Below are 24852 nucleotides of genomic sequence, written 5' to 3' on the forward strand. Positions count from 1 at the left end.
GGTCCCGCTTCTTGGTCGTTCTGCTCGGGGAGAGTCGCGGACAGCGGGTGTCCGCGATCCCGGTCGGCGTGCGGTCATGACCGAGGCGTCGTACGACATCCGCTTCGGGACGGTCGTACGGCCCTTCGCCCCACCCTCTACAGTCGGCGCATGGAACTCCGCCAGCTCAGCTATTTCGTCGCCGTCGCCGAGGAGTTGCACTTCGGGCGGGCAGCCGAGCGGCTGCACATCGTGCAGTCCGCGGTCAGTCAGCAGATACAGCGGCTGGAGCGGGAGCTGGGCGCGGAGCTGTTCGACCGGTCGCCGCGCCGGGTGCGGCTGACCGGTGCGGGGGAGCGGCTGCTGCCCGAGGCGCGGGCGGTGCTCGCGGCGGCTCAGAGGGCGCGGGCCGCGGTGGCGGCGCCCGCCGGGCTGCGCCTCGGCACCAGCACCGGGCTGGGCGCGCATCTGGACCGGGTGCTGGCCGCCTTCGCCGAGCGGGCGCCCGAGGTGCCGGTGGAGCTGGTCTCGCTGCCGGCCGGGGAGCGGCTGAACCGGGTCGCGGCGGGCCTGCTGGACGCGGCGTTCGTGCGCTCGGCCGAACCCCCGCCCGGCGTACGGGTGGTGCCGCTGTGGCCGGATCCGCTGGTCGCCGCCCTGCCGGCCACGCATCCGCTCGCACGGCAGGGCGAGATCGACCTCGCCGACCTCGCCGGGCTGCCCCTCGCCCTCGCCCCGCGCAGCGCCAACCCCGCCCTGGTCGACCTGGTGGTCGGCGCCTGCCACGCGGCCGGGTTCGAGCCGGTGCCCGGACGGGCCGGCGGCACCCTGCACGACACCCTCGCCACCATCGGCGCCCGTCCCCTGTGGACGGTCGTCTACGCCTCGCACGCGCGCGTGCTGGCCACGCCCCGGGTGGCGTACGTCCCCTTCCGCGCACCCGGACTGGCCCTGGCCACCGGACTCGCGGTGCCCACCGCCGACCCCTCCCCGCACCTGGAGAAACTGCTCCTGGCCTGCGGCGATCACGAAAGCTGATCGCTGCCGTCGCGGACTGCTCCTTGGTCGGGAGCGCGCGGCGCGATGGACTGGACCCACCGAACCGGAACACCGATCGAGGGAGTTCAGCCATGCCGATCGTCACCATCCAGCAGGGCCCGCGCGATGCCGAGCTCAAGCGGGAGCTGGTCAAGCGGGTCACCGACGCGTTCGTCGACGCGTACCGGATCCCGGCGGAGACCGTGCAGGTGTGGATCCACGAGGTCCCGGCGGACAGCTGGGGCGCGGCCGGGAAGCTCACGGCCGACAAGTAGTCCGCACGCCGCACGTTCCACGCCGCCGCGTTCCGCGGGGGTGAACGTGGAGAGGGGGGCGCTGCGGGCCGCTCGTGGTGGCTCGCAGCGCCCCCCTGGCATCTACCTGAGGGGTGCTCAGGTGTCCCTCTTCCGGGTTACGAGGCGACCTGCGCGGTCATGAACCGACCTGCGCGGTCACGAGGTCCGAGAAGGTGGTCAGCCGGGTGTACACACCCGGGTAACCGGCCTCCGCGCACCCCTCGCCCCAGGAAGTGATCCCTGCCAGGACGCCCCCGATGAGCAGGGGACCGCCGCTGTCGCCCTGGCAGGTGTCTACGCCGCCGGACGAGTATCCGGCGCAAACCATGTCGGACTGGACGAAGTCCGTACCGTAGGAGCTCTTGCAGCTGGAGTCGGACACGAGCGGGACGGTCGCGGTCCGCAGCTGGTTGGAGGAGCTGCCGTTCTCCGAGGTGGTCCCCCAGCCGAGGATGCGGGCCGTGGCACCGGCCGCGTACACGTCCGTCTGGGAGGCGGAGACGTACGACACCGGCTTGTACGGCATCGACGTCGCCAGGGTCAGCACGGCCACGTCGTGGCCGTTGGTGGCGTCCGTGTAGTCCGGGTTGACCCAGATCTTGCTGACCTTGCTGACCGTGCCGTCGGTGCCGTTGAGATTCGTCCGGCCGCCGACCACACGGACATTGTCGGCGGACTCGCCCGCCATGCAGTGCGCGGCCGTCACGACCTTGGTGGCGGCGACCAGGGTGCCGCCGCAGAACTGGCTGCCGGACGCGTCGGTGATCTGCATGACGAACGGGTAAGCCGCCGTCGTGGTGGTCGTACCGCCGACGATGGGCTGCGGGGCGGCGCTCGCCGTGGGGGAGGCGAACAGCGCGGTCGCCGCGGCGGCGGCACCGGCCACCAGGGTCGCGGTGGTCTTTCTTGCACGTCTGGACCCGAACATGAGTCTCCTCAGTGGGGGTTGCACCGGTGGGGGATCGCACGGGCGTGGGGGTTGTGCATGGGGGTCGCGGGACCGACCCCCATGTGCCCGGGCGAGCGGCACGCCCTTTACGCTAGGACCCGGAACCCTCGGCTCCCAATGAGGGAACCCCCTAGGGGGTTGGGTGAGGGAAAACCCTCGGTCCGGTTCAGTTAACAAGAGGGGTGCTCAGCGCGCCCGTCGAGCCGCCGCCAATCGGACGATGTCCACGCGCGAGCGGATCCCCAGCTTGCGGTAGACCCGGGTCAGGGTCGCCTCCACCGTCTTGACGCTGATGAACAGCCGGGCGGCGATCTCCCGGTTGGTGGCACCCTCCATGACCAGCGCGGCGACCTGACGCTCCATCGCGGCCAGCACGTCGAGTGCGTCCAGGGCGGCCGGCGCGGCGAGCGCGGGTTCCGGCTCGGGGGTGGTGAGGGATTCGTCCACCTGGCGCAGCCAGGGCAGTGCCCGGCAGCGGCGGAACATCCGGGTGGCCTCGTCGTACGCGGACGAACCGGGGCGCCGGCCGCCCTGCAGCCGGGCCAGCGCGAGTGCCGCCCGCGCCTCCTCCAGTCCGTAGCCGAGCTTGCCGAGCCGGTCCTGAGCGGACGTCAGCTGGGCGATCGCGGCCTCCAGCTCGCCCCGGGCGGCCCGCACCAGGGCCTCGGAGCGGTCGAGGACGGCGAGGACGCTCTCCCGGCCGAGCCGCAGCGCGTGCTCGCGGCCGGCGTCGATGACGTCCTGTGCCTCGGCCGGTTCACCGATCCGGACCAGGGCCTCGGCGAGATCGCCCTGCCAGCGGCCGCGCGCGGGGTCGGTGATCCCGAGTCCCAGCTCCAGCGTCCGCACCCGGCGCAGGGAGCGCACGGTGCCCGCCGGGTCCCCGGCGACCAGCTGGGCGTACCCGAGCGCGCCCAGGGCCCGCGAGAGGTACATCTGGTCGCCGTCCTCCTCGGCGTGGTCCACCGCCTCCCGGGCGAGCGCGAGGGCCCGGTCCACGTCCCCGCCGGAGGCCTCCGCGAGCGAGGTGAGCATCGCCGAGGCGGTCTCGCCGATCCCGGAGTCCCGGGCGAGGCGCAGGCTCTCCCGGGCCAGCTCCAGGGCGCGCCCGCAGTGCCCGGCGCGCAGTTCGGTCTCGGCGAGGCCGCGCAGGAAGTGCACCTCGCTCTCCACCGAGCCGCGCCGGCGCACCTCGCGCAGCAGCGCGGTGACCGTCGCGCGGGCCTCGGCCAGCTGGTCGCCCATGACCAGCCAGCGGAACCGGGCACTGCTCGCCCCGTTGTGGTGCCAGGTCACCCGGGGGTCCTGAGGTTCCTTCAGGGCGCGGGTGATGGTCCGGGGCGCCTCCGGGTGGCCCATCAGGGTCTCGGTCTGGGCCTGGAAGGCGAGGGAGAGCAGTTCGGTGCGCCGGTCCCGGCCCTGCGCGGCCAGCTCGGCGGCGTGCGCGGCGGCCTCGCGGGCCTCGGTGAAGTCGCCCTCGACGATCAGCGCCCGCCAGGCCAGCTGGTAGTGCACCAGGCCCAGCAGCCGGGGGTCGTCGCCCGCGTCGGCGAGGGCCTGCGGGAAGACGGCGTCGACCTCGGCCATGGTGTGGCCCGCGCTGTCGATGACGATGATCCAGGCCCGCACCCGGTCGGCGGGCACACTCGCCCGGGCCAGCACCTCGCGGGCGATGTCCCGGGCCAGGTCGATCTCGCCCGCGGTGATCGCGTCCTCGGCGGCCTGCAGCCGGCGCTCCTCGGGGCTGGGCGTGCCGTCGGCGGGGGTGTGCCGGGCGGCCAGCAGCCCGAGGTGGGCGGCGACCGAGGGAGCGCCGCGGTCCCGCGCGAGCGCGGCGGCCTCGGCGAGCCGGGCGGCGACCTCCGGGTCGGTGCCGGTGGTGGCCAGGGCCAGGTGCCGGGCCCGTTCGATCGGGTCGGAGGCGGCCGTGGACAGGGCCGCGTGCGCGGCGCGCCGCTCGTGCACGGGTGCCTCCGCATACAGCGCGGCGGAAATCAGCGGGTGCGCGAACCGTACGGCGGGGGCGTCGGGCTCGGTGGCCAGCAGCCCGAGTTCGGCGGCCTGGGCGCACTCGGCCTCGGCGTTGGTCCGGCCGGCCGCGTGCAGCAGCGCCGGGGTGGGGCGGGCGCCGGCGCTGGCCACCAGCAGGGTGCGGCGGGCCTCGACCGACAGCATGTCCAGCCGGCTGAGCACCAGGGCGCGCAGGCTGGTCGGCACCGGCAGCGGCTCGCCCGGCCGGGGCGGGGTGGGGCTGTCGGCGAGGGCGCGGCCGAGTTCCAGGGCGAACAGCGGATTGCCGCCGGACGTGCGGTGGATCTCGCGGACGGTGGAGCGGGGCAGGGCGCCGTGGCCGCGGTGGTCGAGCAGCTGGGCGACCTGGGTGCGGGAGAGCGGGCCCAGCCGGACCGCGAGGGTGCCCGGCGGGCAGGAGCGCAGGTGCCGGTCGTACTCCTGGCTCTCCTGGCCCTCGGTGCGTACCGCGCACAGCAGCTGCACCGGGGTTCCCTCCAGGCGGCGGGCGGCGAACCCGAGCAGTTCGGCGCTGGCCGGGTCGAGCCACTGCAGGTCGTCGGCGACGACGAGGACGCTGCCGTGCGCGGCCAGTGCGCGCAGCGCGGAGAGCACCGCGAGGCGCAGGGCGAGTCCGTCGCGCTGGAGGCTGGACTCGCCGCGGCCGGTGAGCGCCGACTCCAGGGCGGTGCGCTGGGCGAGGGGCAGCCGGGGGGAGACGTCGTCGAGGACCAGGCCGAGGAGGTCGGCGAGGGCCAGGAAGGGGAGATGGGATTCGGACTCGGTGGCGGAGCAGCGCAGGACGGTGCGGGCGGTGGCGCCGTATTCCTCGGCCAATGCCCGCAGGACGGTGGATTTCCCTATTCCGGCGGGACCGTGGAGCAGCACACTGCCGCCCGAGGCGAGTTGGTCACGGGCGCCGGCCAACAGGTCCTCGCGGCCGATGACCAGGTCGGGGCGGCACCTGGCAGGCTCCTGGAAGTCCCGTCGCACGGTCACCGCTCCCCTCGTGTGTCGTGTTCGGGCCAAATTCTAGGCAACGATCCTTGAAATTCGGACGGAAGCCGTGGTGAGGGAAATAACAAACGGTCAAGCATAGGGAAATTCAGAGCGTCACCGCTTGAATGAGCAGGTTTCCCCACCGCCCGCCGTCACGGCAGCAGCCCAGCCCTGCGGGCCGCGGTCACCGCCTCCCCCCGGGTGTGCGCGCCCAGCTTCCGCATCGCCGAACGCAGATAGCCCTTCACCGTCTCCGCGCGCAGCCCCAGCTGCTCGGCCACGGCCGCGTTGGTCGCCCCCGCCGCCACCCAGGACAGCACGTCCAGCTCGCGCGGCGCCAGGGTCACGCCGCCGGACCGTGCCGGGGCGGTCAGCAGACCGCAGGCCGCGAGCAGTTCGGCCCGCAGCTCAGGATCGCCGATCCGGGGGGCCAGGGCCCGCAGCGCCGCATGCGCCTCGCGCACCTGTTCCCAAGCGGCGCCCTGGTCGCGGCCGGCGGGCTCAGGCCGGGCCGCCGCCAGCAGCCCCCGCGCCTCGTCCCGCACCACCAGCGCCTGCTCCACGTCCCGGGCGACGGCCATGGCCGCGCCCAGCGTGCGGTCGCCGAGCGGCTGGGCCGAGCGCAGCGCGCCGTAGAGCACGCCGCGCACCCGGCGCCGCACCACCACCGGCACCGCCACCACCGAGCGGATGCCCTCCGCGGCCACCGGGGCGTCGTACTCGTGGCTGATCTGCCGGGAGCTGGAGTAGTCGGTCACCGCGCACGGGCGGGCCAGCGCCACCGCCTTCCCGCCGAGCCCGTTGCCGGAGGTCACCGCGAGCGAGCGCAGGGCGGTCGTGGTCGTGCCGCTCAGCTCGCTGATCCGGATCTGCGGCCGCCCGGGCTCGACCAGGCCGCCGAAGACGACGGGGAGCCCCGTGTCACGCCGCAGCCGGGCCAGCGCGCCGCCGATCTCCACCGTCCCCGCCGCGTCTGCCGTCACGTCCTCGCCCCTTCTGCCGCCCCCACCCCCGTTCGGGGGTAGTGAGACCTGCATCACGGATTAGACGATGCCAGAGAGCCGCCCGGCAATGGTCCGGAAGAGCGGGAGTGAGCCGCGCCGGTGACGCGAGGAGTGTGTGATGACGACGGCGACCGAGTCGTTCCGCAAGGCCCGGGACTTTCTGCTGGCCCACCGAGAGGACTATGCCGCCGCCTACGGCGGCTTCGCCTGGCCGCGGCCCGCGCACTTCAACTGGGCGCTGGACTGGTTCGACGTGATCGCCGCCGGCAACGACCGGACCGCGCTGCACATCGTCGAGGAGGACGGCGGCGAGACGCGGCTGTCCTTCGCCGAGATGTCCGAGCGGTCGAACCGGGTCGCCAACCACCTGCGGGCCCGGGGCGTCGCCGCCGAGGACCGGATCCTGGTCATGCTCGGCAACCAGGCCGAGCTGTGGGAGACCGCGCTGGCCGCGATGAAGCTGCGCGCCGTGGTCATCCCGGCCACCCCGCTGCTCGGACCCGCCGACCTGCGCGACCGGGTGGACCGGGGCCGGGTCAGGCACGTGATCGTACGGGCCGAGGACACCGCGAAGTTCGCCGAGGTGCCGGGCGGGTACACGAAGATCGCGGTCGGCGGGCCGCCCGAGGAGGGCTGGGAGCCGTACGAGGACGCGTACGCCGCCCCCGCCGAGTTCCGGGTCGACGGCCCCACCCTGGCCGACGACCCGCTGATGCTCTACTTCACCTCCGGTACGACCGCCCGCCCCAAGTTGGTCGAGCACACCCACACCTCCTACCCGATCGGGCATCTGGCCACCATGTACTGGGTCGGCCTGAAACCCGGGGACGTGCACCTGAACATCTCCTCGCCGGGCTGGGCCAAGCACGCCTGGTCCAATCTGTTCGCGCCGTGGAACGCCGAGGCGACCGTCTTCCTCTTCAACTACACACGGTTCGACGCGGCCCGGCTGATGGCCGAGATGGACCGGGCGGGCGTGACCACCTTCTGCGCCCCGCCGACCGTGTGGCGCATGCTCATCCAGGCCGACCTGGGCCTCCTCGCCACCCCGCCCCGCGAGGTCGTGGCCGCCGGCGAGCCGCTCAACCCCGAGGTCATCGAACAGGTCCGGCGGGCCTGGGGAGTGACCATCCGGGACGGCTTCGGGCAGACCGAGACCGCCGTGCAGGTCTCCAACAGCCCCGGGCAGGTGCTGAAGACCGGCTCCATGGGCCGCCCCAGCCCGGGTTACCGCGTGGAACTCCTCGACCCGGTCTCCGGCGCGCCCGGCGCCGCCGAGGGCGAGATCGCCCTCGACCTCTCCGAGCGCCCGGTCGGCCTGATGGCCGGCTACCACGGCGACCCGGACCGCACGGCCGAGGCCATGGCGGGCGGCTACTACCGCACCGGGGACATCGCCTCCCGCGACGAGGACGGCTATCTGACGTACGTCGGCCGCGCGGACGACGTCTTCAAGGCCTCCGACTACAAGATCAGCCCGTTCGAGCTGGAGAGCGCGCTGCTGGAGCACGAGGCGGTGGCCGAGGCGGCCGTCGTGCCCGCGCCGGACGAGCTGCGGCTCGCGGTGCCGAAGGCCTACGTCGTCCTCGCCGGGGGTTACGAGCCCGGCCCGGACACCGCGAAGGTCCTCTTCGAGCACTCCCGCCAGGTGCTCGCCCCCTACAAGCGCATCCGCCGGCTGGAGTTCGGCGCGCTGCCCAAGACCGTGTCCGGCAAGATCCGCCGGATCGAACTGCGCGAGGCGACGGCCCAGGGCTCCGAGAACGAGTACCGCGAGGAGGACTTCCGGTGAGCGCAGAGCTGTCGTACACCCACGGGACGGGGCCCACCGCGCTCCTCGGTGACACCATCGGCGCCAACCTGGACCGGGCCGTGGCCGCCTGGCCGGACCGCGAGGCGCTGGTCGACGTGCCCTCCGGGCGACGCTGGACCTACGCCCGGTTCGCCGCGGACGTCGACCGGCTGGCGTCCGCGCTGCTGGCGAGCGGGGTGGTCAAGGGCGACCGGGTCGGGATCTGGGCGGTCAACTGTCCCGAGTGGGTCCTGGTCCAGTACGCCACCGCCCGCATCGGCGCGATCATGGTGAACATCAACCCGGCCTACCGCACGCACGAGGTGGAGTACGTCCTGGGCCAGGCCGGGATCTCCCTGCTGTTCGCGTCCCTGAGCCACAAGGCGAGCGACTACCGCGCGATGGTCGAGCAAGTGCGCGGCAGGTGCCCGCAGTTGCGGGAGACGGTCTACATCGGCGACCCCAGCTGGGAGGCGCTGCTGGAACGGGCGACGCCCGATGTCCCCTGTGAGCCGCTGTCCTGCGACGACCCCGTCAACATCCAGTACACCTCGGGCACGACGGGCTTCCCCAAGGGGGCCACCCTCTCCCACCACAACATCCTCAACAACGGTTACTTCGTGGGGGAGTTGATCGCCTACACCGAGCAGGACAGGATCTGCATCCCGGTCCCGTTCTATCACTGTTTCGGCATGGTCATGGGAAACCTGGCCGCCACCTCGCACGGCGCCTGCATGGTCATCCCTGCCCCGTCCTTCGACCCCAGGGCCACCCTCGAAGCCGTCCAGCAGGAGCGCTGCACCTCGCTCTACGGCGTCCCGACCATGTTCATCGCGGAGCTGAACCTCCCCGACTTCGCGGGCTTCGACCTCACGTCCCTGCGCACCGGCATCATGGCGGGCTCGCCGTGCCCGGTGGAGGTGATGAAGCGGGTCGTCGCCGAGATGCACATGGCGGAGGTCGCCATCTGCTACGGCATGACCGAGACATCCCCGGTGTCGCTGCAGACCCGCCGGGACGACGACCTGGAGCACCGCACGGGCACCGTCGGCCGGGTCCTGCCGCACCTGGAGGTCAAGGTCGTGGACCCGGCCACCGGAGTGACCCAACCGCGGGGCGTGGCAGGGGAGTTGTGTACCCGTGGCTACAGCGTGATGCTCGGCTACTGGAACGAGCCCGAGAAGACCGCCGAGGCCGTGGACGCGGGCCGCTGGATGCATACCGGGGACCTCGCGGTCATGCGCGCGGACGGTTACGTCGAGATCGTCGGCCGGATCAAGGACATGATCATCCGGGGTGGCGAGAACATCTACCCGCGCGAGATCGAGGAGTTCCTCTACGCCCACCCGAAGATCAGGGACGTCCAGGTCGTCGGGGTGCCGCACGAGACGTACGGCGAGGAGGTCCTGGCCTGTGTGATCCCGCACGACGTGGCCGACCCGCTCACCCTGGAGGAACTGCGCGCCTTCTGCCGGGGCCGGCTCGCCCATTACAAGATCCCCAGCCGGCTGCAGATCCTCGACTCCTTCCCGATGACGGTGTCCGGAAAGGTGCGCAAGGTCGAACTGCGGGAGAAGTACCAGGTGTGAGACGGCCGGAACCGAGCATCCGCTAGATGCCCGGGGACGGGTCCCGGAGGAGCGCGCTGTCGGCGGCACACTCGACCGGGACCCGTCGAGGCGGCCCGCCCGCACCGTCCGGTCGTGGTTCAGCGGGCTCCGCGGGGCATGTGCAGGGTGGCGAGGTAGTCGGCCGCCGCGGCCACCGTGGCCGGGCTGTTGAGCCAGGCCGTGTGGCCGTCGCCGTCCCAGCGCAGCAGCCGGCCGGCCGGCAGCGCGCGCCGGACCCCGTCGGCGAAGGCCGGGGGTGTCGCCACGTCGTGCGTGCCGGACAGCAGGAGCACTGCGGGGAAGTGTGCGGGAACCCGCCAGGTGTGCGGCGTCCAGGCGGAGTCCACCGGCCAGCCCGCGCAGCCGCTGGTGATGTCCCAGAACTCGGAATAGCCGCGCAGGGTGGGGCCGGTGGCGCGCATCCCGGGCACCGCGGCCGGCAGTTCGGCGACGGGGTCGCCGGGACCGGGCACGTCCTGGCAGATGATCGAGCGGTACAGACCGTACTCGCCGGTGCGGCCGGGGGTGAGGAAGGCGAGCGGTGCCATGTCCCCCGCGGCGTCCGTCCTGCTCAGCGCGGTGGCCAGGGGTGCGTAGAGGGACGGTGACTGCAGGCCGGCGTTGACCGCCTGCGCGATCTCCTCCGCGCGCACCGGCCGGCCGCCGTCCCTGATCCCGCCGTGGTCGGCCCGGCGCAGCAGCGAGTCCAGCAGGCCGGTGACGTCCCGCCCGTGCAACGCGCTGCGGGCGTCCCGGCCCGACCAGCGGGCGAACCTGCGCACGCCGTCCTGCACGGCGGCGGCGTCGGCACGGGCCAGCCGGCGCCAGGAGAGCGACCGGTCGACCACGCCGTCCAGCACCATCGCTCGCACCCGCGAGGGGAACAGCTCGGCGTAGCTCTGCGCCACCATGGTGCCGTAGGACACCCCGAGGAAGCTGACCTTCGCCTCGCCCAGCGCCGCGCGTACCGCGTCCATGTCCCGGGCGACGCTCGTGGTGTCCAGATGCGGGAAGACGGGTCCGCTCCGCTGCGCGCAGACGGTTCCCATCCGCCGGTTGCTGCGGACCAGTGCGGCGGCGGCCGCCCGGTCGGCGGGGAACCTGCTCACCGTGTGGTCGACCGGCAGCGGGCAGTTCAGCGGCGGGTTGACGCCGGTGCCGCGCGGCTCGACGGCGACGATGTCGAAGCGGTCGCGCAGGAGCTGGGGAAAGTACTGCCGACGGGCCTGCCCGGACAGCAGATAGCCGACCTCTCCCTCGCCGGGGCCACCGGGATTGAACAAGAGCGTGCCGACCCGGTGCGCCGGGTCGGCCGCCGGCAGCCGCGCGACGGCGACGGTGGTCCGGGCGGACGCGGCGGGCCGGGACCAGTCGAGCGGCACGGACACCTGTCCGCACCGCACCGCGTCGGCCGGTACGGCCCCTCGGCAGCGCCGCCAGTCGATGTGCGGCCCGGTCGGCGCCGACGCGCGCGCCGGGGTGCCGAACACCATCGTGGCCAGGACGGATGCCGCGAGCGCGGCCACCCGCCTGCGGGGTAAACGCATGCTCTTCCTCTCTTCGGCCGAATGATCGCCCCGCACGTTAGGCAGCCGCGCGGGGCGGGCACATCGATCCGCCGGTGGAGGGAGTCCGCGGGCCTCGTCCGACCTGAGGACGATCTTCCGCGTCGGCCGGGCGGCTCCGGAGGGGTCAGCTGCGCCGGTTCCGCGGCCGGGGCCCCGGTTCGGGCGCTCCCTCGGCGTCCAGGGTGTCGGCGTGGTCGTTCACCGGCTGCGGGACGCCCGCGAGGTCCAGGACGAAGAGGGGGATGCCGAGGGCGTTCGCGCGGGCCCGGGCGTCGTCGGTGTATCCCGCGAGGGAGAAGTACACGCAGTCCGCGGACTCCGTCATCGCCGTCAGCCACAGGCACTCCACGTCCCGCGGCGCCGCCGGGCGCACGGTCGGGTCCACCTGGGCGAGGAGCCCGTGCGCGGCGAGCCCGATGCCGTTCGGGGGCCGCTGGTCGGCGCGGCGGATGTCCCGGTAGCCGAGCCAGCGCAGATAGAGCGCGGCGACGGTGACGGCGTCGCGGGCGGTGCGGATCGCGCGCGGCTGGAAGGCGGGGCGCCTGGCGGGGGCAGCGAAGCCGTCCGCCGCCGACGGGACACCGCTGTCCGCCGACCGGACATGGCTGCCTGTCGAGGGGACATGGCTGCCTGTCGACGGGATGAAGTGGTCCGGCGACGGAACACCGCCGTCTGTCGACGGCACACCGCCTGCCGCCGGAGGCATCACCGGGATGCGCAACACCGTGCCGCAGGAGCAGCCCAGCTCCGGGTGTGGCCACTGGCCCAGGCGCCCGCAGGCGGTGCACGGCACGGAGATCCACTCGTCGTCCCAGGCCCGCTGGGCGGCCACGGACGGTTCGGTGGCCGGATCCAGCCGCGGGGCGGTGGGCGCGCCGCACGCGCAGGGATACGACGGCGCGGTGTAGATGTGCTCGCGCCGGCAGGCCGGGCAGCGCACCGGCACGCTCTCGGGCATGGCCCACCCCCAGCGTCACGTCGGAACAGCCGCGTCGGGACGGCGGCTCCCATGGTCCTCCTGTCCCACCCCGCTTGTCCGGCGCTTGGCCCGGTCTCCACCTCTCTTGACGACAGTTGGTGCGCGCTTCTACATTGTTTTCAGATAGTAGAAGTTAATTTCCGCAATGCGGAAGTGTGACCCATCTGGAGACTGTGCTCACCGCGGGGCGCGACGGGAGTACGCATCCGAGAAGCCGAAGCAGGAGTACTCGATGGCTCGTATGACCGCTGCCCGCGCGGCAGTTGAGATCCTCAAGCGCGAGGGCGTCACCGACGCCTTCGGTGTGCCGGGCGCGGCGATCAACCCCTTCTACAAGGCGCTCAAGGAGGGTGGCGGCATCAACCACACCCTCGCCCGCCATGTCGAGGGCGCCTCACACATGGCCGAGGGGTACACCCGCACCAAGCCGGGCAACATCGGTGTCTGCATCGGCACCTCCGGCCCGGCCGGCACCGACATGATCACCGGCCTGTACTCGGCCATCGGTGACTCCATCCCGATCCTGTGCATCACGGGCCAGGCGCCCACCAGCGTGATCCACAAGGAGGACTTCCAGGCCGTCGACATCGCCTCGATCGCCAAGCCGGTCACCAAAATGGCGGTCACCGTCCTGGAGGCCGCGCAGGTCCCGGGCGTCTTCCAGCAGGCCTTCCACCTGATGCGGTCCGGCCGTCCCGGCCCGGTCCTGATCGACCTGCCGATCGACGTCCAGCTCACCGAGATCGAGTTCGACCCGGAGACGTACGAACCGCTGCCCGTCTACAAGCCGGCCGCGACCCGCGCCCAGATCGAGAAGGCGATCACCTTTCTTCTGGACTCGGAGCGCCCGGTCATCGTGGCCGGCGGCGGCATCCTCGGCGCCGACGCCGCCGACCTGCTGGTGGAGTTCGCCGAGCTGACCCAGACCCCGGTCGTCCCGACCCTGATGGGCTGGGGCGCGCTGCCCGACGACCACGAGCTGAACGCCGGCATGGTCGGCGTCCAGACCTCGCACCGCTACGGCAACGCCAACTTCCTGGAGTCGGACTTCGTCCTCGGCATCGGCAACCGCTGGGCCAACCGCCACACCGGCTACAAGCTCGACGTCTACCGCGGGGACCGGAAGTTCGTCCACGTCGACATCGAGCCCACCCAGATCGGCAAGATCTTCCCGCCGGACTACGGTGTCGTCTCCGACGCCAAGGTCGCGCTGGAGCTGTTCATCGAGGTCGCGAAGGAGCTGAAGGCGGAAGGAAAGCTCCCCGACCGCTCCGCCTGGGTGGCCTCCACCCAGGAGCGCAAGGCGACTCTGCTGCGCCGTACGCACTTCGACAACGTGCCCATGAAGCCGCAGCGCGTGTACGAGGAGATGAACAAGGCCTTCGGCCCGGACACCCGGTACGTCACCACCATCGGCCTCTCCCAGATCGCCGGCGCGCAGATGCTGCACGTCTACAAGCCGCGCCACTGGATCAACTGCGGCCAGGCCGGCCCGCTCGGCTGGACCATCCCGGCCGCGATCGGCGTCGCCAAGGCCGACCCGGACAGCCCGGTCGTCGCGCTCTCCGGCGACTACGACTTCCAGTTCCTGATCGAGGAGCTGGCGGTCGCCGCCCAGCACCGGATCCCCTACGTCCACGTCCTGGTGAACAACGCCTACCTGGGCCTGATCCGGCAGGCGCAGATCGGCCTGGACATCAACTTCCAGGTCAACCTGGAGTTCGAGAACATCAACACGCCGGAGATCGGCGTCTACGGCGTCGACCACGTCAAGGTGGCCGAGGGCCTGGGCTGCAAGGCGATCCGGGTCACCGAGCCGGACCAGCTGGGTGCGGCGTTCGAGCAGGCGAAGAAGCTGGCCGCCGAGTACCGGGTGCCGGTCGTCGTCGAGGCGATCCTGGAGCGGATCACCAACATCTCGATGAGCCGCACCATGGACATCAGCGACATCTCCGAGTTCGAGGAACTGGCCACCGAGCCCGGCCACGCGCCGACGTCGATCAAGCCGCTGAAGGTCTGACACCCGCCAGGCACACCGCCGCGCACACCAAGGGCGGCCCGTCCACCAGGACGGGCCGCCCTTTCGCGTCCCCCGTGACGTCCCCCGTAGTGCTCCCCGGTGCGGGGCCCGCCGCCCCCGTGCCGGCGGGCCCCTGGTGCACGTAATCTGCCCTACTGCGGGGGCGGTTGAAGCCTCCGGTGCTGTCTTCAGAGCTTCATTTGAGGATGGCGTAGCCCGCCTACGACCGCTGCCGTACACCAGCCCTCACAGCTCGTGCTCCGACAGTCCGGGCCAGTCGTCGGGCCCGCCGCCCTGCCACTCGATGAGATCGCTCTCCTCCACCTCGATCCGGTCCAGATCGGCCAGCCGAAGGATCTCCACGACATCGTCCAGATGCGAGGCGATCCCCAGCGTCACGTCCCCCTCGGTGACCCGCCGCGATCCGTCCAGGGCGGGGGAGTGGACCACGATGTGCGGGAACTGCGTATTGCCCATGGCTTCAGCGTCCTGCGGATACGGCGCGACCGCACGCCGGAAGACGGCTCCGGGCCCGGACAGCACGAAGCGCTCCCCCTGACCGGGGGAGCGCTTCGTGTCCATGTGGTGACCGTCCGACGGCACGAGGCTGGGCGCGACAGGTCGTTCGCGCCGCCGGACGGAGCTGGTGGCCCCGAAAAACGGGGGCTGGGTGGGACCGTGGTGGGTGCGACGGAGCCGGGTGCCCTTCCCTCTGGTCGAGAAGGGGACTCGGTCCTTCACCACCGCACTGGCTCGCACGCCGCCACGGTCCTCGCCCTGCCCGCGCCCACCGCCGTACGACCACCCCTCATCCGGGCCGTGCGGCGTGTCGCGCGGGCCGCGTGCGGACTGACCTCCCGTCAGGCTCCGTACGCTGCTTGCGGGTTACCGAATCTCAGTCCTCGCGCAGGGCGCGGACCGCCTCCTCCACGCGCTTGCCGTACTCCGGGTCGGCAGCGTGGAAGTGAGCCAGGTTCTTCTCGATCACGTCGTCCCGGGAGACCTGCGACAGGCCGCCGGCGATGTTCGCGACCAGGCGGGACTTCTCCTCCTGCGACATCAGGCGGTACAGCTCGCCCGCCTGGTAGAAGTCGTCGTCCTTGGTGTGCAGGGGCGCGGCGTGGTTGCCCGTGTGACCCGACACCGCGAGGGGCGCCGACAGCGGGCGGCCGGTCTCCACCGGGCCGTCGTAGGAGTTCGGCTCGTAGTTCTTGGCGCCGCGGCCCTGGCCGTTGACCGCCATGAAGCCGTCGCGGCCATAGTTCTGCGCCCCGCCCGGAACCGCCTTGGGGGCGTTCACGGCGAGCAGGGTGTGGTTGACGCCCAGGCGGTAGCGGTGCGCGTCCGCGTAGGCGAACAGGCGGCCCTGGAGCATCTTGTCGGGGGAGGGACCGATGCCCGGCACGAAGTTGTTCGGGGAGAACGCGGCCTGCTCGACCTCGGCGAAGACGTTGTCCGGGTTGCGGTCCAGCACCAGACGGCCCACGCGCTGCAGCGGGTAGTCCTTGTGCGGCCAGACCTTGGTCAGGTCGAACGGGTTGAAGCGGTAGTCCGCCGCCTCGGCCGCAGGCATGAGCTGGACATACAGGGTCCACGACGGGTGCACGCCCCGCTCGATGGCCTGCAGCAGGTCCGTCTGGTGGGAGTTCGGGTCCTTGCCCGCGAGCTCCGCGGCCTGCTCGCTGCTCAGGGAGCGGATGCCCTGGTTCGTCTTGAAGTGGTACTTGACGAAGAAGGCCTCGCCGTCGGCGTTGGTCCACTGGTAGGTGTGGGAGCCGTAGCCGTTCATGTGCCGGTACGACGCCGGGATGCCGCGGTCGCCCATCAGCCAGGTCACCTGGTGCGTGGCCTCGGGGGCGTGCGCCCAGAAGTCCCAGACGTTGTCCGGCTCCTGACGGCCCGTGAACGGGTCGCGCTTCTGCGAGTGGATGAAGTCGGGGAATTTGATCGGGTCCTTGATGAAGAACACCGGGGTGTTGTTGCCGACGAGGTCGTAGTTGCCCTCCTCGGTGTAGAACTTCACCGCGAAACCGCGCGGGTCACGGACGGCGTCGGCCCCGCCGAGGGAGTCGGCGACCGTCGAGAAGCGCACGAACACCTCGGTGCGCTTGCCGATCTCGCTCAGGAAGTCGGCGTGGGTGAAGCCGGTGACGTCGTCGGTCACCTCGAAGTGGCCGTACGCGCCGGAGCCACGGGCGTGCACCACGCGCTCCGGGATGCGCTCGCGGTTGAAGCGCGCGAGCTTCTCCAGGAGCTGCTGGTCCTGGATCAGGAGCGGGCCGCCTACGCCGGCCGAGGCGGAGTTCTGGTTGTCGGCGACCGGTGCGCCGGACTCTGTCGTGAGCACGCGCTTCGACATCGTGGACCTTCCGTGCGGGTGGCAGCGGAAATCTTCTTCCGCTTTGTGGAGCCTAGAAGTAGGGCGATCTGAGCGTCAACAGTTTGTTGAAGTTGATTCCGGGCCGCGGCGCCGCCTGGGCGCGACAGGACAGGTGTCAGCGGCGCCGCGGCCCGGAAGTCTTCAGGGGCCGGTCAGACCTGGGCGCCGGAGAGGCGCTCCACGGCCCGCAGCAGGGCCGAGTGGTCCAGGCCCCCGTCGCCCTGGGCGCGCAGCGAGGCGACCAGCTGGGCGACCACGGCGCCGACCGGCAGGGCGGCGCCGACGTTGCGGGCGGCGTCGGTGACGATGCCCATGTCCTTGTGGTGCAGGTCGATGCGGAAGCCCGGCTTGAAGTCGCGGCTGAGGAAGTTGTCCTTCTTGCGCGTCAGCACGGTCGAGCCGGCCAGGCCGCCGTTGAGGACGTCGAGGGCGGCCTGCAGGTCCACGCCCGACTTCTCCAGGAAGACCACGGCTTCGGCGCACGCCTGGATGTTCACGGCGACGATCAGCTGGTTGGCCGCCTTCACGGTCTGGCCGGAGCCGTGCGGGCCGCACAGCACGATGGTCTTGCCCAGCGCCTCGAAGATCGGCTTGGCCTGGTCGAAGTCGGCCTGCTCGCCGCCGACCATGATCGACAGCACGGCCTCGATGGCGCCGGCCTCACCGCCGGACACCGGGGCGTCCAGCACCCGGATGCCCTTGTCCTTGGCAGCCTTCGCGAGGTCGACGGAGGTCTGCGGGGTGATCGAGGACATGTCGATCAGCAGGGCGCCCTGCTTCGCGTTCTCCAGGATGCCGTCCGGGCCGTAGGAGATGGCCTCGACCTGCGGGGACGCGGGCACCATGGTGATGACCACGTCGGCGTCGCGCACGGCCTCGGCGATGGAGGAGGCGGCGGTGCCGCCGGCGGCGGCCAGGCGGTCCAGCTTGTCCTGCTCCAGGGTGAAGCCGGTGACCTGGTAACCCGCCTTGATCAGGTTCTCGGACATGGGGGAGCCCATGATGCCGAGGCCGATCCAGGCGATCTTGGGGAGGTTGCTGCTCATGATTGGGGGTGCCTCTCTCAACTGCCTTGCAAAGTCAGGGGTGTTCAGCGAGCCGCGCGGGCTTCTCGCGGGAGCCAGTCGAAGGCCTCGGCGCTCGGGCGGTCGCCGGCCTTGTACTCCAGGCCGACCCAGCCGTCGTAACCGGCCTTCCTCAGCTGGTCGAGCAGCTCCTCCAGCGGGAGCGAACCCGTCCCGGGGGCGCCGCGGCCGGGGTTGTCGGCGATCTGGACGTGACCGGTCTTCGCCGCGTAACTCTCGATCACCGACGGCAGGTCCTCGCCGTTCATCGACAGGTGGTACAGGTCCATCAGGAACTTGGCGTTCCCGAGGCCCGTCGCCTCGTTGACCTTGTCCACGATCTCGATCGCCTTGGGCGCGCTCACGATCGGGCACTTCGGCGACTCGGGCTGGTTGAGGGCCTCGATCAGGACGGTCCCGCCGACCTGGCCGACGGCGCGGGCCGCGAGCACCAGGTTCTCCAGGGCGAGCGCGTCCTGCTCGGCCGGGTCCACGCCGTCGACGCGGTTGCCGTACAGGGCGTTGAACGTCGTGCAGCCGAGGGACCCGGCGAAGGCGATGGCCACGTCGATGTTGGCGCGGAACCTCTCCGACTCCTCGCCCGGGACCGACAGGGCGCCGCGGTCCGGGCCCGGCAGCTGTCCGGCGTAGAAGTTCAGGCCCGTGAGCGTCACGCCCGCGTCCTCGATCGCCTTCTTCAGGGCGTCGAGCTCGGACTGCTCGGGAGTGGGGGAGTCGATCCAGGGCCACCACAGCTCGACCGCCGTGAAGCCCGCCGCGGCGGCGGCCGCGGGACGCTCCAGGAGCGGGAGTTCCGTGAAGAGGATCGACAGGTTGACGTTGAAGCGCTGGTCTGCGAATCCCACGGGGGCCGCGCTCCCTTCCCTGTAATTCCACATTGCGGAAGTTGCTTTCTGCTTAATGGAAGAGTGCCTGTGAGGGGGCAGGGCTGTCAAGAGAGCCCACGAAAAAGTGCCCCCGCGCCTGGGGCGCGGGGGCACTGCCGGAGGCCTGGTCAGAGGGCGTCGACGCCGCTCACCTTCCAGCCGTCCGAGGTGCGGGTGAGCGTCATCCGCACCCGGTTCAGGTCCAGGCGGGGCTCCGGGACCTGGGTGCTCTCGGTGACCTGGTTGACGAAGAGCAGGACGACGGCCCGGTCCGGCGTGGCCGACACGACGGAGGCCGCCGGGGCGCCGCCGTCGGAGGGTGTGGCCACGGTCGCCGTCACCACGCCGTGGTACTTCGTCGCCGTCGGCGCGACCACCGTCTTCGTGGTCCTGCCGTACTGGTCGCGGAAGTGCCCGGTGAGCAGGGCGCGGGCCCGGGAGAAGTCCCGGTCCAGGTGCCGGTAGTCGTACGACAGCACGACCGGCGCCGCCTTCTGCGCGGCCGCGAGGGCCGCGCCGCGGGCCTGCTCCGCCTGCCGTCCCTGCCGGTACTGCCACCCGAGTACGGCGGCCACGGCCAGCGCCGCCACCAGGACGACGCCCAGCACCGCGGTGACCACGCGCCCCCCGGCCTGGCGCACAGGTGCGCTCTCCTCCGGTTCGGTGTCCGAGGCTTCTGGGGCTACGGAGGTCTCGGAGGCGTCGGAGGCCTCCGAGACCTCGGGCTCCGGCGGGTCGTCCCAGCCGTCCGCCGGGGGGTCGATGAGCAGGGTGCGTCCGGTGGAGGTCTTCTCCTCCGGGCCGGCACGGCGCTCGGGCTCGGGGCGCACCGGCCGCCCGGCGCGCTTGGCCGCCGCGCGGGCGGCCGCGGTCAGGGTGCGGCGGGCCGGGGAGCCGGTGCCGCGGGTGCGGGTGGTCGGGTTCGCCACGGTGTCTCTCCTCACGGGTGGTTCAGCCGACGAACTCGACGTCGGAGGTCAGCCAGCGGCCGGCCACGCGCACCAGGCCGAGCTGGAGCCGGTAGGTGCGCGCCTGGCCGTCGGGCGCGGCGGTGTTGGTCACCTTGCTGTCGGCGACGACCAGGACCTGGGCCGAGCGCTCGTCGGAGCGCACGATGCCCGCTTCCAGGACCTGCCCCTCGGACACCGACTTGTTCTGCGCGACGAGCTTGGTCAACTGCCGGGTCTGCGCGGCGAACTGCTTCTTGAAGTCGCCGGTGGCGCCGCTCAGCACGGTGCGGCTGTCCCGGTCGTAGTGCCGGTAGTCGAGCGAGGTGAAGTTCAGCGCCGACTGGCGGGCCGCCGCCAGGATGTCCTGACGGCGCTGGTCGGCCGCGCGCTGGTCGGACAGCTTCAGGCCCAGCCAGCCGCACAGCACTGCCGTCAGCACGGTCGCGGCGGCGAGCGCCGCCGACAGCAGCCTCATGCGCCGTCCTGTCCTGCCATCGGTCCCACGAGCAGCCATTGCCACGACTCCTTTCCGAACACGGTCTGTTCGCCGCCCGTCGAGCCGATCTCGACGGGCGTGCCGTCCGGGCCGGTCGCGGTGCCGGTCTCCGGGTCGTACGGGGCCACGAACGCGGCCTGGTTCGCGCCGCCCGAACCGGCCGTGGCGCCGGGGGCGTTCTGGGCGCCGCGCACCGAGGTCCTGCTCCCGCGCGGTGCCGTGCAGCGCGCGTCGGTGTTCGCCGGGCGGGTGCCGGTGTCGGCGGGGTCGCGCCGCTGGGTGCCGTAGCCCTGGGTGCACGCGGGCGGGTCGTCGGCGTTCACGGTCAGCCCGAAGTGGGTGGTGCCGTCGCCGGGGATCACCGTGTAGCTGCCCGCGACCGTGAGCGGGAGGGTGACCAGGGCCTGTTCGACGCCGGGCAGCCGGGCCAGGGTGATCTGGCCGCCGCTGACGAGGTTGGCCAGCAGGACCGGCACCTGCGGTCGCGTGGACTTCAGCAGGGAGTCGAGCTGCTGCGTGGCGGGCACCGCGGCGCCGATCAGCCGGCGCAGATCGCCGTCGCTCGACTTCAGCTGCTCGGTGAGCCGGGCCAGGTCGCGGGAGAACGACCTGATGGCCGAGCCCTGCTCCGCCTGCGTCTTCAGCACCTTCCGCGAGTCCTCGATCAGCGAGGTCGTCTCCGGCAGCGCTGCGGACGCCGACTCCACCAGCGCGTTGCCGGAGTCCACCAGCCGGCTCAGGTTCGGTCCGGTGCCCGAGAACGCCTTGCCCAGCTCGTCGACGGTGACCCGCAGATCGTCCTTGCCGACGGAGTTGACCAGCCGGTCGAGGCTGAGGACCAGATCGGTGACCGGCAGCGGGGTCCGGGTGCGGCTGCGCGGGATCGGGCTGCCGTCCCTGAGGTACGGGCCACCCGACCGGCGCGGCTGGAGGTCGACGTACTGCTCGCCCACCGCCGAACGGTCGGCGACCACCGCGAGCGTGTCGGCCGGGATCCTCGTGGCACCGTCCTCGATCCTGAGCGCGACCGACACCCCGGAGCCGGTCAGCCGCAGATCGCCCACGCGGCCCACCGGCACACCGCGGTAGGTGACCTCGGCGCCGGGGAAGACGCCCCCGGACTCGGCGAAGTCGGCCCGTACGGTGTACCCGCGGTGCAGGACGTCGTCCACCAGGCCCGTGTAGCGGGCGCCGACGTACGACACCCCGAGGGCGGTCACGGTCGCGAAGGCGAGCAGCTGAGCCCTGACCGTACGTGTGATCACGGCAGTATCCCCTTCAGCATCAGCTCGGCGAGGCCGAGGTCGATCCCGGCCGGGAGGTGACCCGAGCCGTCTTCGGTGCCGTAGGCCGCGGTGCACACCGGCGGGCACAGCAGGGTGCTGCCGTCGGAGGGCTTCGAGGGCACGGGCGGCACGGACGGGGTGGCGGGCAGGGTCGGAGTGGCCGGCAGGGACGGCAGCGGGGCGGGAGTGGGGACGCCGGGCAGGCCCGGCGGCTTGGGCGCCGGTGACTTCCTGCCCCTGCCGGGCTTGCCGGCCACGTTCCCGTAGAGGTCCGCCAGGTCGAGGTCGGCGGTGATTTTCAGGTTGACGTAGTCACCCTTGATCGCGTCCGTGGCGTTGCGCGGGAAGGGGTAAGTGGTCAGGATCTCCAGGGAGTTGGGCAGGTCGTCGCCCGCCTGGTTCAGCTGCTGCAGGATGGGCCGGAGGTTCGTGAGGTCGGCGACGGTGTCGTCCCGGGAGGCGTTCACCACCCTGGTGCCGGTCGTGCCGAGCCGGGACAGGGCGGTGAGCATCTTCGTCAGGTCCTTGCGCTGGTCGGCGAGGGCCTTCAGGGCGGGCGGCATGGTGTCGACGGCCTGGGCGATCGTCTGCTTCTCCTTCGCCAGCCGCTTGCCGAGCCGGTCGACGCCCTTGAGGGCGCGCACGATCTGCGCCCGCTGGTCGTCGAGGCCGCCGAGGAAGGTGTCGAGCTGCTTCAGCAGGGACCTGACCCGGTCCTCGCGGCCGCTGAGGGCCCTGTTCAGCTCGACGGTGATCGTCTTCAGCTGGGCCACGCCACCGCCGTTGAGCAGTGCGGCCAGGGCCGACAGCACCTCCTCGACCTCCGGGTCGCGGCCGCTGCGGGAGAGCGGGATGCGGTCGCCGTCGCGGAGCCGTCCGACCGGCGGCGTGCCGACCGGCGCGGACAGGGCCACGTACTTCTCGCCGAGCATGCTGGTCTGCCTGAGGTCGGCGACCGCGTTGCCGGGCAGCTTCACCGAGTCGGCGATCCTGAGCCGCACGCGCGCGTGCCAGCCGTCCAGCTGCACCTTCTCGACCGTGCCCACGGTGACGTCGTCGACCTTGACCGCCGACTGCGGCACCAGGTCCAGTACGTCCCGGAACTCGACGGTGACGTGGTAGGCGTGGCCGTCGGAGGCGGCGCCGCCGGGGAGCGGGACGTCGTACCAGCCGTTGAACTCGCAGCCCGTCAGCAGCAGCGAGCCGGCCGCCGTCCAGGCGGCCACCCGCGTCGTGCGCCGCCCGCTCATGCCGGTGCCCCCAGGATTCCGCCGAGGGTCTTGTCGACCGTGCCCGTCGTCGCGGGAGCCGATGGCAGCTCGGGCAGGGAGCCGAAGAGTTTCCTCAGGCCCGCGCAGCCGTCGTGGTCGTCCCCGGTCGTCCTCAGGACCGAGCAGAGCAGGGACGCCGGATCCTGCGGGGTCTGCGCGTTGTTGCGGGTGTCGAGGGTGCCGGCGGCGGGGTTGTACGCGTTCTGCAGGTTCGACAGGCCCGTGGGGGCGACGGTCAACAGCTCCTCCAGTGCGGCCCGTTGGGTGACGAGCACCTTGGTGACCGCGGCCAGGCCCTGCACGTCCGAGGTCAGCGCCTTCTTGTTGCCCTTCACGAAGCCCGACACGTCGGCGAGGGCGGCGGCCAGGTACTTCAGCGCGGCCGCGAGATCCTTGCGCTCCCCGGCGAGCTGGGCGGCCACGCCGGCGAGGTCGGTGTCGAACGACCGCACGCTCTGGTCGTCCCCGGCCAGTGCGGCCGTGAACACCTGGAGGTTCTGTACGGTCCCGAACAGGTCGCCGCGGCCGTCGGACAGCGTGGTGACCGCCTGGGACAGGTCCTGGACCGTCTGGTTGAGGTTCTGGCCCTGGCCCCGGAGGTTGTCCGCGCTCACCCCGAGCAGCCGGGACAGCGAGCCCTTGTTGTTGGCGCCGTTCGGGCCGAGCGCCTCGGCGGTGGTGTGCAGGCTGTCGAAGATCCGGTCCAGCTCGACCGGGACGGCCGTACGGGACTCGGGGATGACGGCGCCGTCCCGCATGACCGCGCCCTTGCGGTACACCGGCAGCAGCTGCACGTAACGGTCGCTGACCACCGAGGAGTTGACGATGGCGGCCTGCGCGTCGGCGGGGACCTTGCGGCCCCGGTCGTACTCCAGCTCCACCCGCACCCGGGCGCCCTCCGGCGTGATCTTCCTGACCTCGCCGATGCGGACACCGAGGACGCGGACGTCGGAGCCGGGGTAGATGCCGACGGTGCGGGGGAAGTACGCCGTCACGTGGACCGGGTCGGGGCCCGGCCACAGGACGACGGCGAGGCCGGCGACGACCGCGAGGGCGGTGCACAGGGCCAGGAGTCTGCGGGTCATCGGGTGCCTCCCGTCCGTGGCGTGACCGGGGCGGCGACCAGGTTCTGGACGTAGGAGTCGAACCAGCGGCCGTTGCCGAGGGTGTTGGTGAAGAGCCGCACGTACGGCGCGAGCAGCTGGACGCTGCGGTCGAGGCTCGCCTGGTTGCGTTCGAGCATCTTCAGGAAGGTGTTGAGGTTCTGCAGGGCGGGCCCGATCTCCTTGCTGTTGTCGTCGACCAGGCCGGAGAGCTGGACGCCGAGCAGCGCGGAACTCTTGAGCAGCGTGTGGATCGCCGCGCGCCGCCTGCCGATCTCCTGCAGCAGCGCGTCGCCGTCCGTCAGCAGCGCGGAGAAGTCCTTCGTGTGGCCGGCCAGCACCCTGGTGACCCCGTTCGCGTGGTCGAGGAGGTCGCGCAGCGCCTTGTCCCGGGACGCCACGGTCCGGGAGATCCGCGACAGACCTTCGATCGACGCGCGCACCTCCGCGGGCGAGTCCTGGAAGGTGACGGAGATCGTGTCCAGCGCCTTCGCGAGCCGGTCCGTGTCGACCTCCTCGGTGGTGGTCGTCAGGTCGCTGAAGGCCTGGACGACGTCGTACGCCGACACGGTCCGCCGGAGCGGGATCTCGCTGCCCGGCCTCAACTGGCCGGGACCGTCGGGGCGCAGGGCCAGGTACTTGGCGCCGAGGATCGTCTTGACCCGGATCGCCGCGCCCGTGTCCGTGCCGAACGCCGGGTGGCCCTTCACCTTGAAGGTGACCTTGACGTGGTCGCCCTCCAGGTCGACGCCCTCGACCCTGCCGACCTTGACTCCGGCGATCCGCACCTCGTCCCCGGGTTTGAGCCCGCCCGCCTCCGAGAACGCCGCGCTGTACGTGTCGCCGCCGCCGATCAGCGGCAGGCTGTCCGCGTTGAACGCGGCGACCGTGAGCAGGGCGAGGACGGTGAGGCCGACGGCGCCGACGACGACCGGATTGCGCTCGCGGAACGGCTTCAGGCGCGGGCGCCGCAGCCGGATCGTGGGCAGTTTCGGCGGCAAAACGCGCACCTTCACCAGGGGCTGGGGGCGGGCCTTGCGCTTCGGTGACCGGGGCAGCCGCGGAAGCCTCGGCGGCAGGACGCGCACCTTCACCAGCGGCTGGGGGCGGGCCTTGCGCTTCGGCAGCAGCCGGGGCGGTCTCGGCAGCTTCGGCGGCAGGACCCGTACCT

The 24852-nt window shown here is 72.1% G+C and carries 20 protein-coding genes; 5 read left to right on the forward strand and 15 right to left on the reverse strand.

Features of this window, described 5'->3' with window-relative positions:
• Positions 1 to 150 precede the first annotated feature (150 nt).
• Complete coding sequence (locus tag ACWC2T_RS10310) at positions 151 to 1017, forward strand: LysR family transcriptional regulator (RefSeq protein ID WP_450669938.1); 867 nt, start codon at positions 151 to 153, stop codon at positions 1015 to 1017.
• A gap of 92 nt (positions 1018 to 1109) precedes the next feature.
• Positions 1110 to 1292: a 4-oxalocrotonate tautomerase DmpI gene (gene dmpI, locus ACWC2T_RS10315; RefSeq protein WP_023545801.1), complete on the forward strand. Its 183-nt coding sequence runs from the start codon at positions 1110 to 1112 to the stop codon at positions 1290 to 1292.
• A 157-nt stretch (positions 1293 to 1449) separates the two neighbouring features.
• On the opposite strand, the gene ACWC2T_RS10320 is transcribed toward dmpI, so the two are convergent.
• The 3 genes from ACWC2T_RS10320 to ACWC2T_RS10330 all read right to left on the reverse strand — a co-directional run bounded on the left by ACWC2T_RS10320 (position 1450) and on the right by ACWC2T_RS10330 (position 6254).
• Entirely contained in the window at positions 1450 to 2241 is a 792-nt protein-coding gene (locus tag ACWC2T_RS10320; protein WP_450669939.1) for a S1 family peptidase, read from the reverse strand.
• A 207-nt stretch (positions 2242 to 2448) separates the two neighbouring features.
• Positions 2449 to 5271, reverse strand: coding sequence for an ATP-binding protein (locus ACWC2T_RS10325; RefSeq protein WP_450669940.1), 2823 nt, complete (start codon positions 5269 to 5271; stop codon positions 2449 to 2451).
• Between the two features lie 152 nt (positions 5272 to 5423).
• Positions 5424 to 6254 (reverse strand): LuxR C-terminal-related transcriptional regulator, encoded by an 831-nt coding sequence (locus ACWC2T_RS10330; protein ID WP_450669941.1) that lies wholly within the window; start codon positions 6252 to 6254, stop codon positions 5424 to 5426.
• A gap of 139 nt (positions 6255 to 6393) precedes the next feature.
• On the opposite strand from ACWC2T_RS10330, the gene ACWC2T_RS10335 reads away from it, so the two are divergent.
• Both ACWC2T_RS10335 and ACWC2T_RS10340 read left to right on the forward strand, forming a co-directional pair.
• Positions 6394 to 8067 (forward strand): AMP-binding protein, encoded by a 1674-nt coding sequence (locus tag ACWC2T_RS10335; RefSeq protein ID WP_450669942.1) that lies wholly within the window; start codon positions 6394 to 6396, stop codon positions 8065 to 8067.
• The gene (locus ACWC2T_RS10340; RefSeq protein ID WP_450669943.1) at positions 8064 to 9656 is read left to right on the forward strand and encodes an AMP-binding protein; all 1593 of its coding nucleotides are present in this window, start codon (positions 8064 to 8066) and stop codon (positions 9654 to 9656) included. The genes ACWC2T_RS10335 and ACWC2T_RS10340 overlap by 4 nt, the downstream gene beginning before the upstream one ends.
• Positions 9657 to 9775: 119 nt before the next feature.
• Here the strand turns inward: ACWC2T_RS10340 and ACWC2T_RS10345 are convergent, their stop codons facing one another.
• Positions 9776 to 11224 (reverse strand): alpha/beta fold hydrolase, encoded by a 1449-nt coding sequence (locus ACWC2T_RS10345; RefSeq protein ID WP_450669944.1) that lies wholly within the window; start codon positions 11222 to 11224, stop codon positions 9776 to 9778.
• Between the two features lie 145 nt (positions 11225 to 11369).
• Entirely contained in the window at positions 11370 to 12203 is an 834-nt protein-coding gene (locus ACWC2T_RS10350) for a hypothetical protein (protein WP_450669945.1), read from the reverse strand.
• Between the two features lie 253 nt (positions 12204 to 12456).
• Between ACWC2T_RS10350 and gcl the strand changes: the two genes are divergently transcribed.
• Positions 12457 to 14244, forward strand: a complete 1788-nt coding sequence (gcl, locus tag ACWC2T_RS10355; protein WP_450669946.1) for a glyoxylate carboligase — start codon at positions 12457 to 12459, stop codon at positions 14242 to 14244.
• 246 nt (positions 14245 to 14490) lie between these two features.
• Here the strand turns inward: gcl and ACWC2T_RS10360 are convergent, their stop codons facing one another.
• The 10 genes from ACWC2T_RS10360 to ACWC2T_RS10405 all read right to left on the reverse strand — a co-directional run bounded on the left by ACWC2T_RS10360 (position 14491) and on the right by ACWC2T_RS10405 (position 24670).
• A complete protein-coding gene (locus ACWC2T_RS10360; RefSeq protein ID WP_208898006.1) occupies positions 14491 to 14721 on the reverse strand; it encodes a hypothetical protein in 231 nt (76 codons plus the stop codon).
• A 418-nt stretch (positions 14722 to 15139) separates the two neighbouring features.
• Positions 15140 to 16603: a catalase gene (locus tag ACWC2T_RS10365; protein WP_450669947.1), complete on the reverse strand. Its 1464-nt coding sequence runs from the start codon at positions 16601 to 16603 to the stop codon at positions 15140 to 15142.
• Between the two features lie 173 nt (positions 16604 to 16776).
• Positions 16777 to 17670 (reverse strand): 2-hydroxy-3-oxopropionate reductase, encoded by an 894-nt coding sequence (locus ACWC2T_RS10370; protein WP_450669948.1) that lies wholly within the window; start codon positions 17668 to 17670, stop codon positions 16777 to 16779.
• Between the two features lie 44 nt (positions 17671 to 17714).
• Positions 17715 to 18554 (reverse strand): TIM barrel protein, encoded by an 840-nt coding sequence (locus tag ACWC2T_RS10375; protein WP_450669949.1) that lies wholly within the window; start codon positions 18552 to 18554, stop codon positions 17715 to 17717.
• 149 nt (positions 18555 to 18703) lie between these two features.
• A complete protein-coding gene (locus ACWC2T_RS10380) occupies positions 18704 to 19504 on the reverse strand; it encodes a hypothetical protein (RefSeq protein ID WP_450669950.1) in 801 nt (266 codons plus the stop codon).
• Positions 19505 to 19526: 22 nt separating this feature from the next.
• Positions 19527 to 20000, reverse strand: a complete 474-nt coding sequence (locus tag ACWC2T_RS10385; RefSeq protein WP_450669951.1) for a hypothetical protein — start codon at positions 19998 to 20000, stop codon at positions 19527 to 19529.
• A complete protein-coding gene (locus tag ACWC2T_RS10390) occupies positions 19997 to 21286 on the reverse strand; it encodes an MCE family protein (RefSeq protein ID WP_450669952.1) in 1290 nt (429 codons plus the stop codon). The genes ACWC2T_RS10385 and ACWC2T_RS10390 overlap by 4 nt, the downstream gene beginning before the upstream one ends.
• On the reverse strand, positions 21283 to 22557 hold the full coding sequence (locus tag ACWC2T_RS10395) for an MCE family protein (protein ID WP_450669953.1): 1275 nt from the start codon (positions 22555 to 22557) through the stop codon (positions 21283 to 21285). The genes ACWC2T_RS10390 and ACWC2T_RS10395 overlap by 4 nt, the downstream gene beginning before the upstream one ends.
• Complete coding sequence (locus ACWC2T_RS10400; RefSeq protein ID WP_450669954.1) at positions 22554 to 23663, reverse strand: MCE family protein; 1110 nt, start codon at positions 23661 to 23663, stop codon at positions 22554 to 22556. Before ACWC2T_RS10400 ends, ACWC2T_RS10395 begins: the two co-directional genes overlap by 4 nt.
• Positions 23660 to 24670: an MCE family protein gene (locus ACWC2T_RS10405; RefSeq protein ID WP_450670017.1), complete on the reverse strand. Its 1011-nt coding sequence runs from the start codon at positions 24668 to 24670 to the stop codon at positions 23660 to 23662. The genes ACWC2T_RS10400 and ACWC2T_RS10405 overlap by 4 nt, the downstream gene beginning before the upstream one ends.
• Positions 24671 to 24852: the final 182 nt, after the last annotated feature.

This window comes from Streptomyces sp. NPDC001393, from assembly GCF_053597455.1.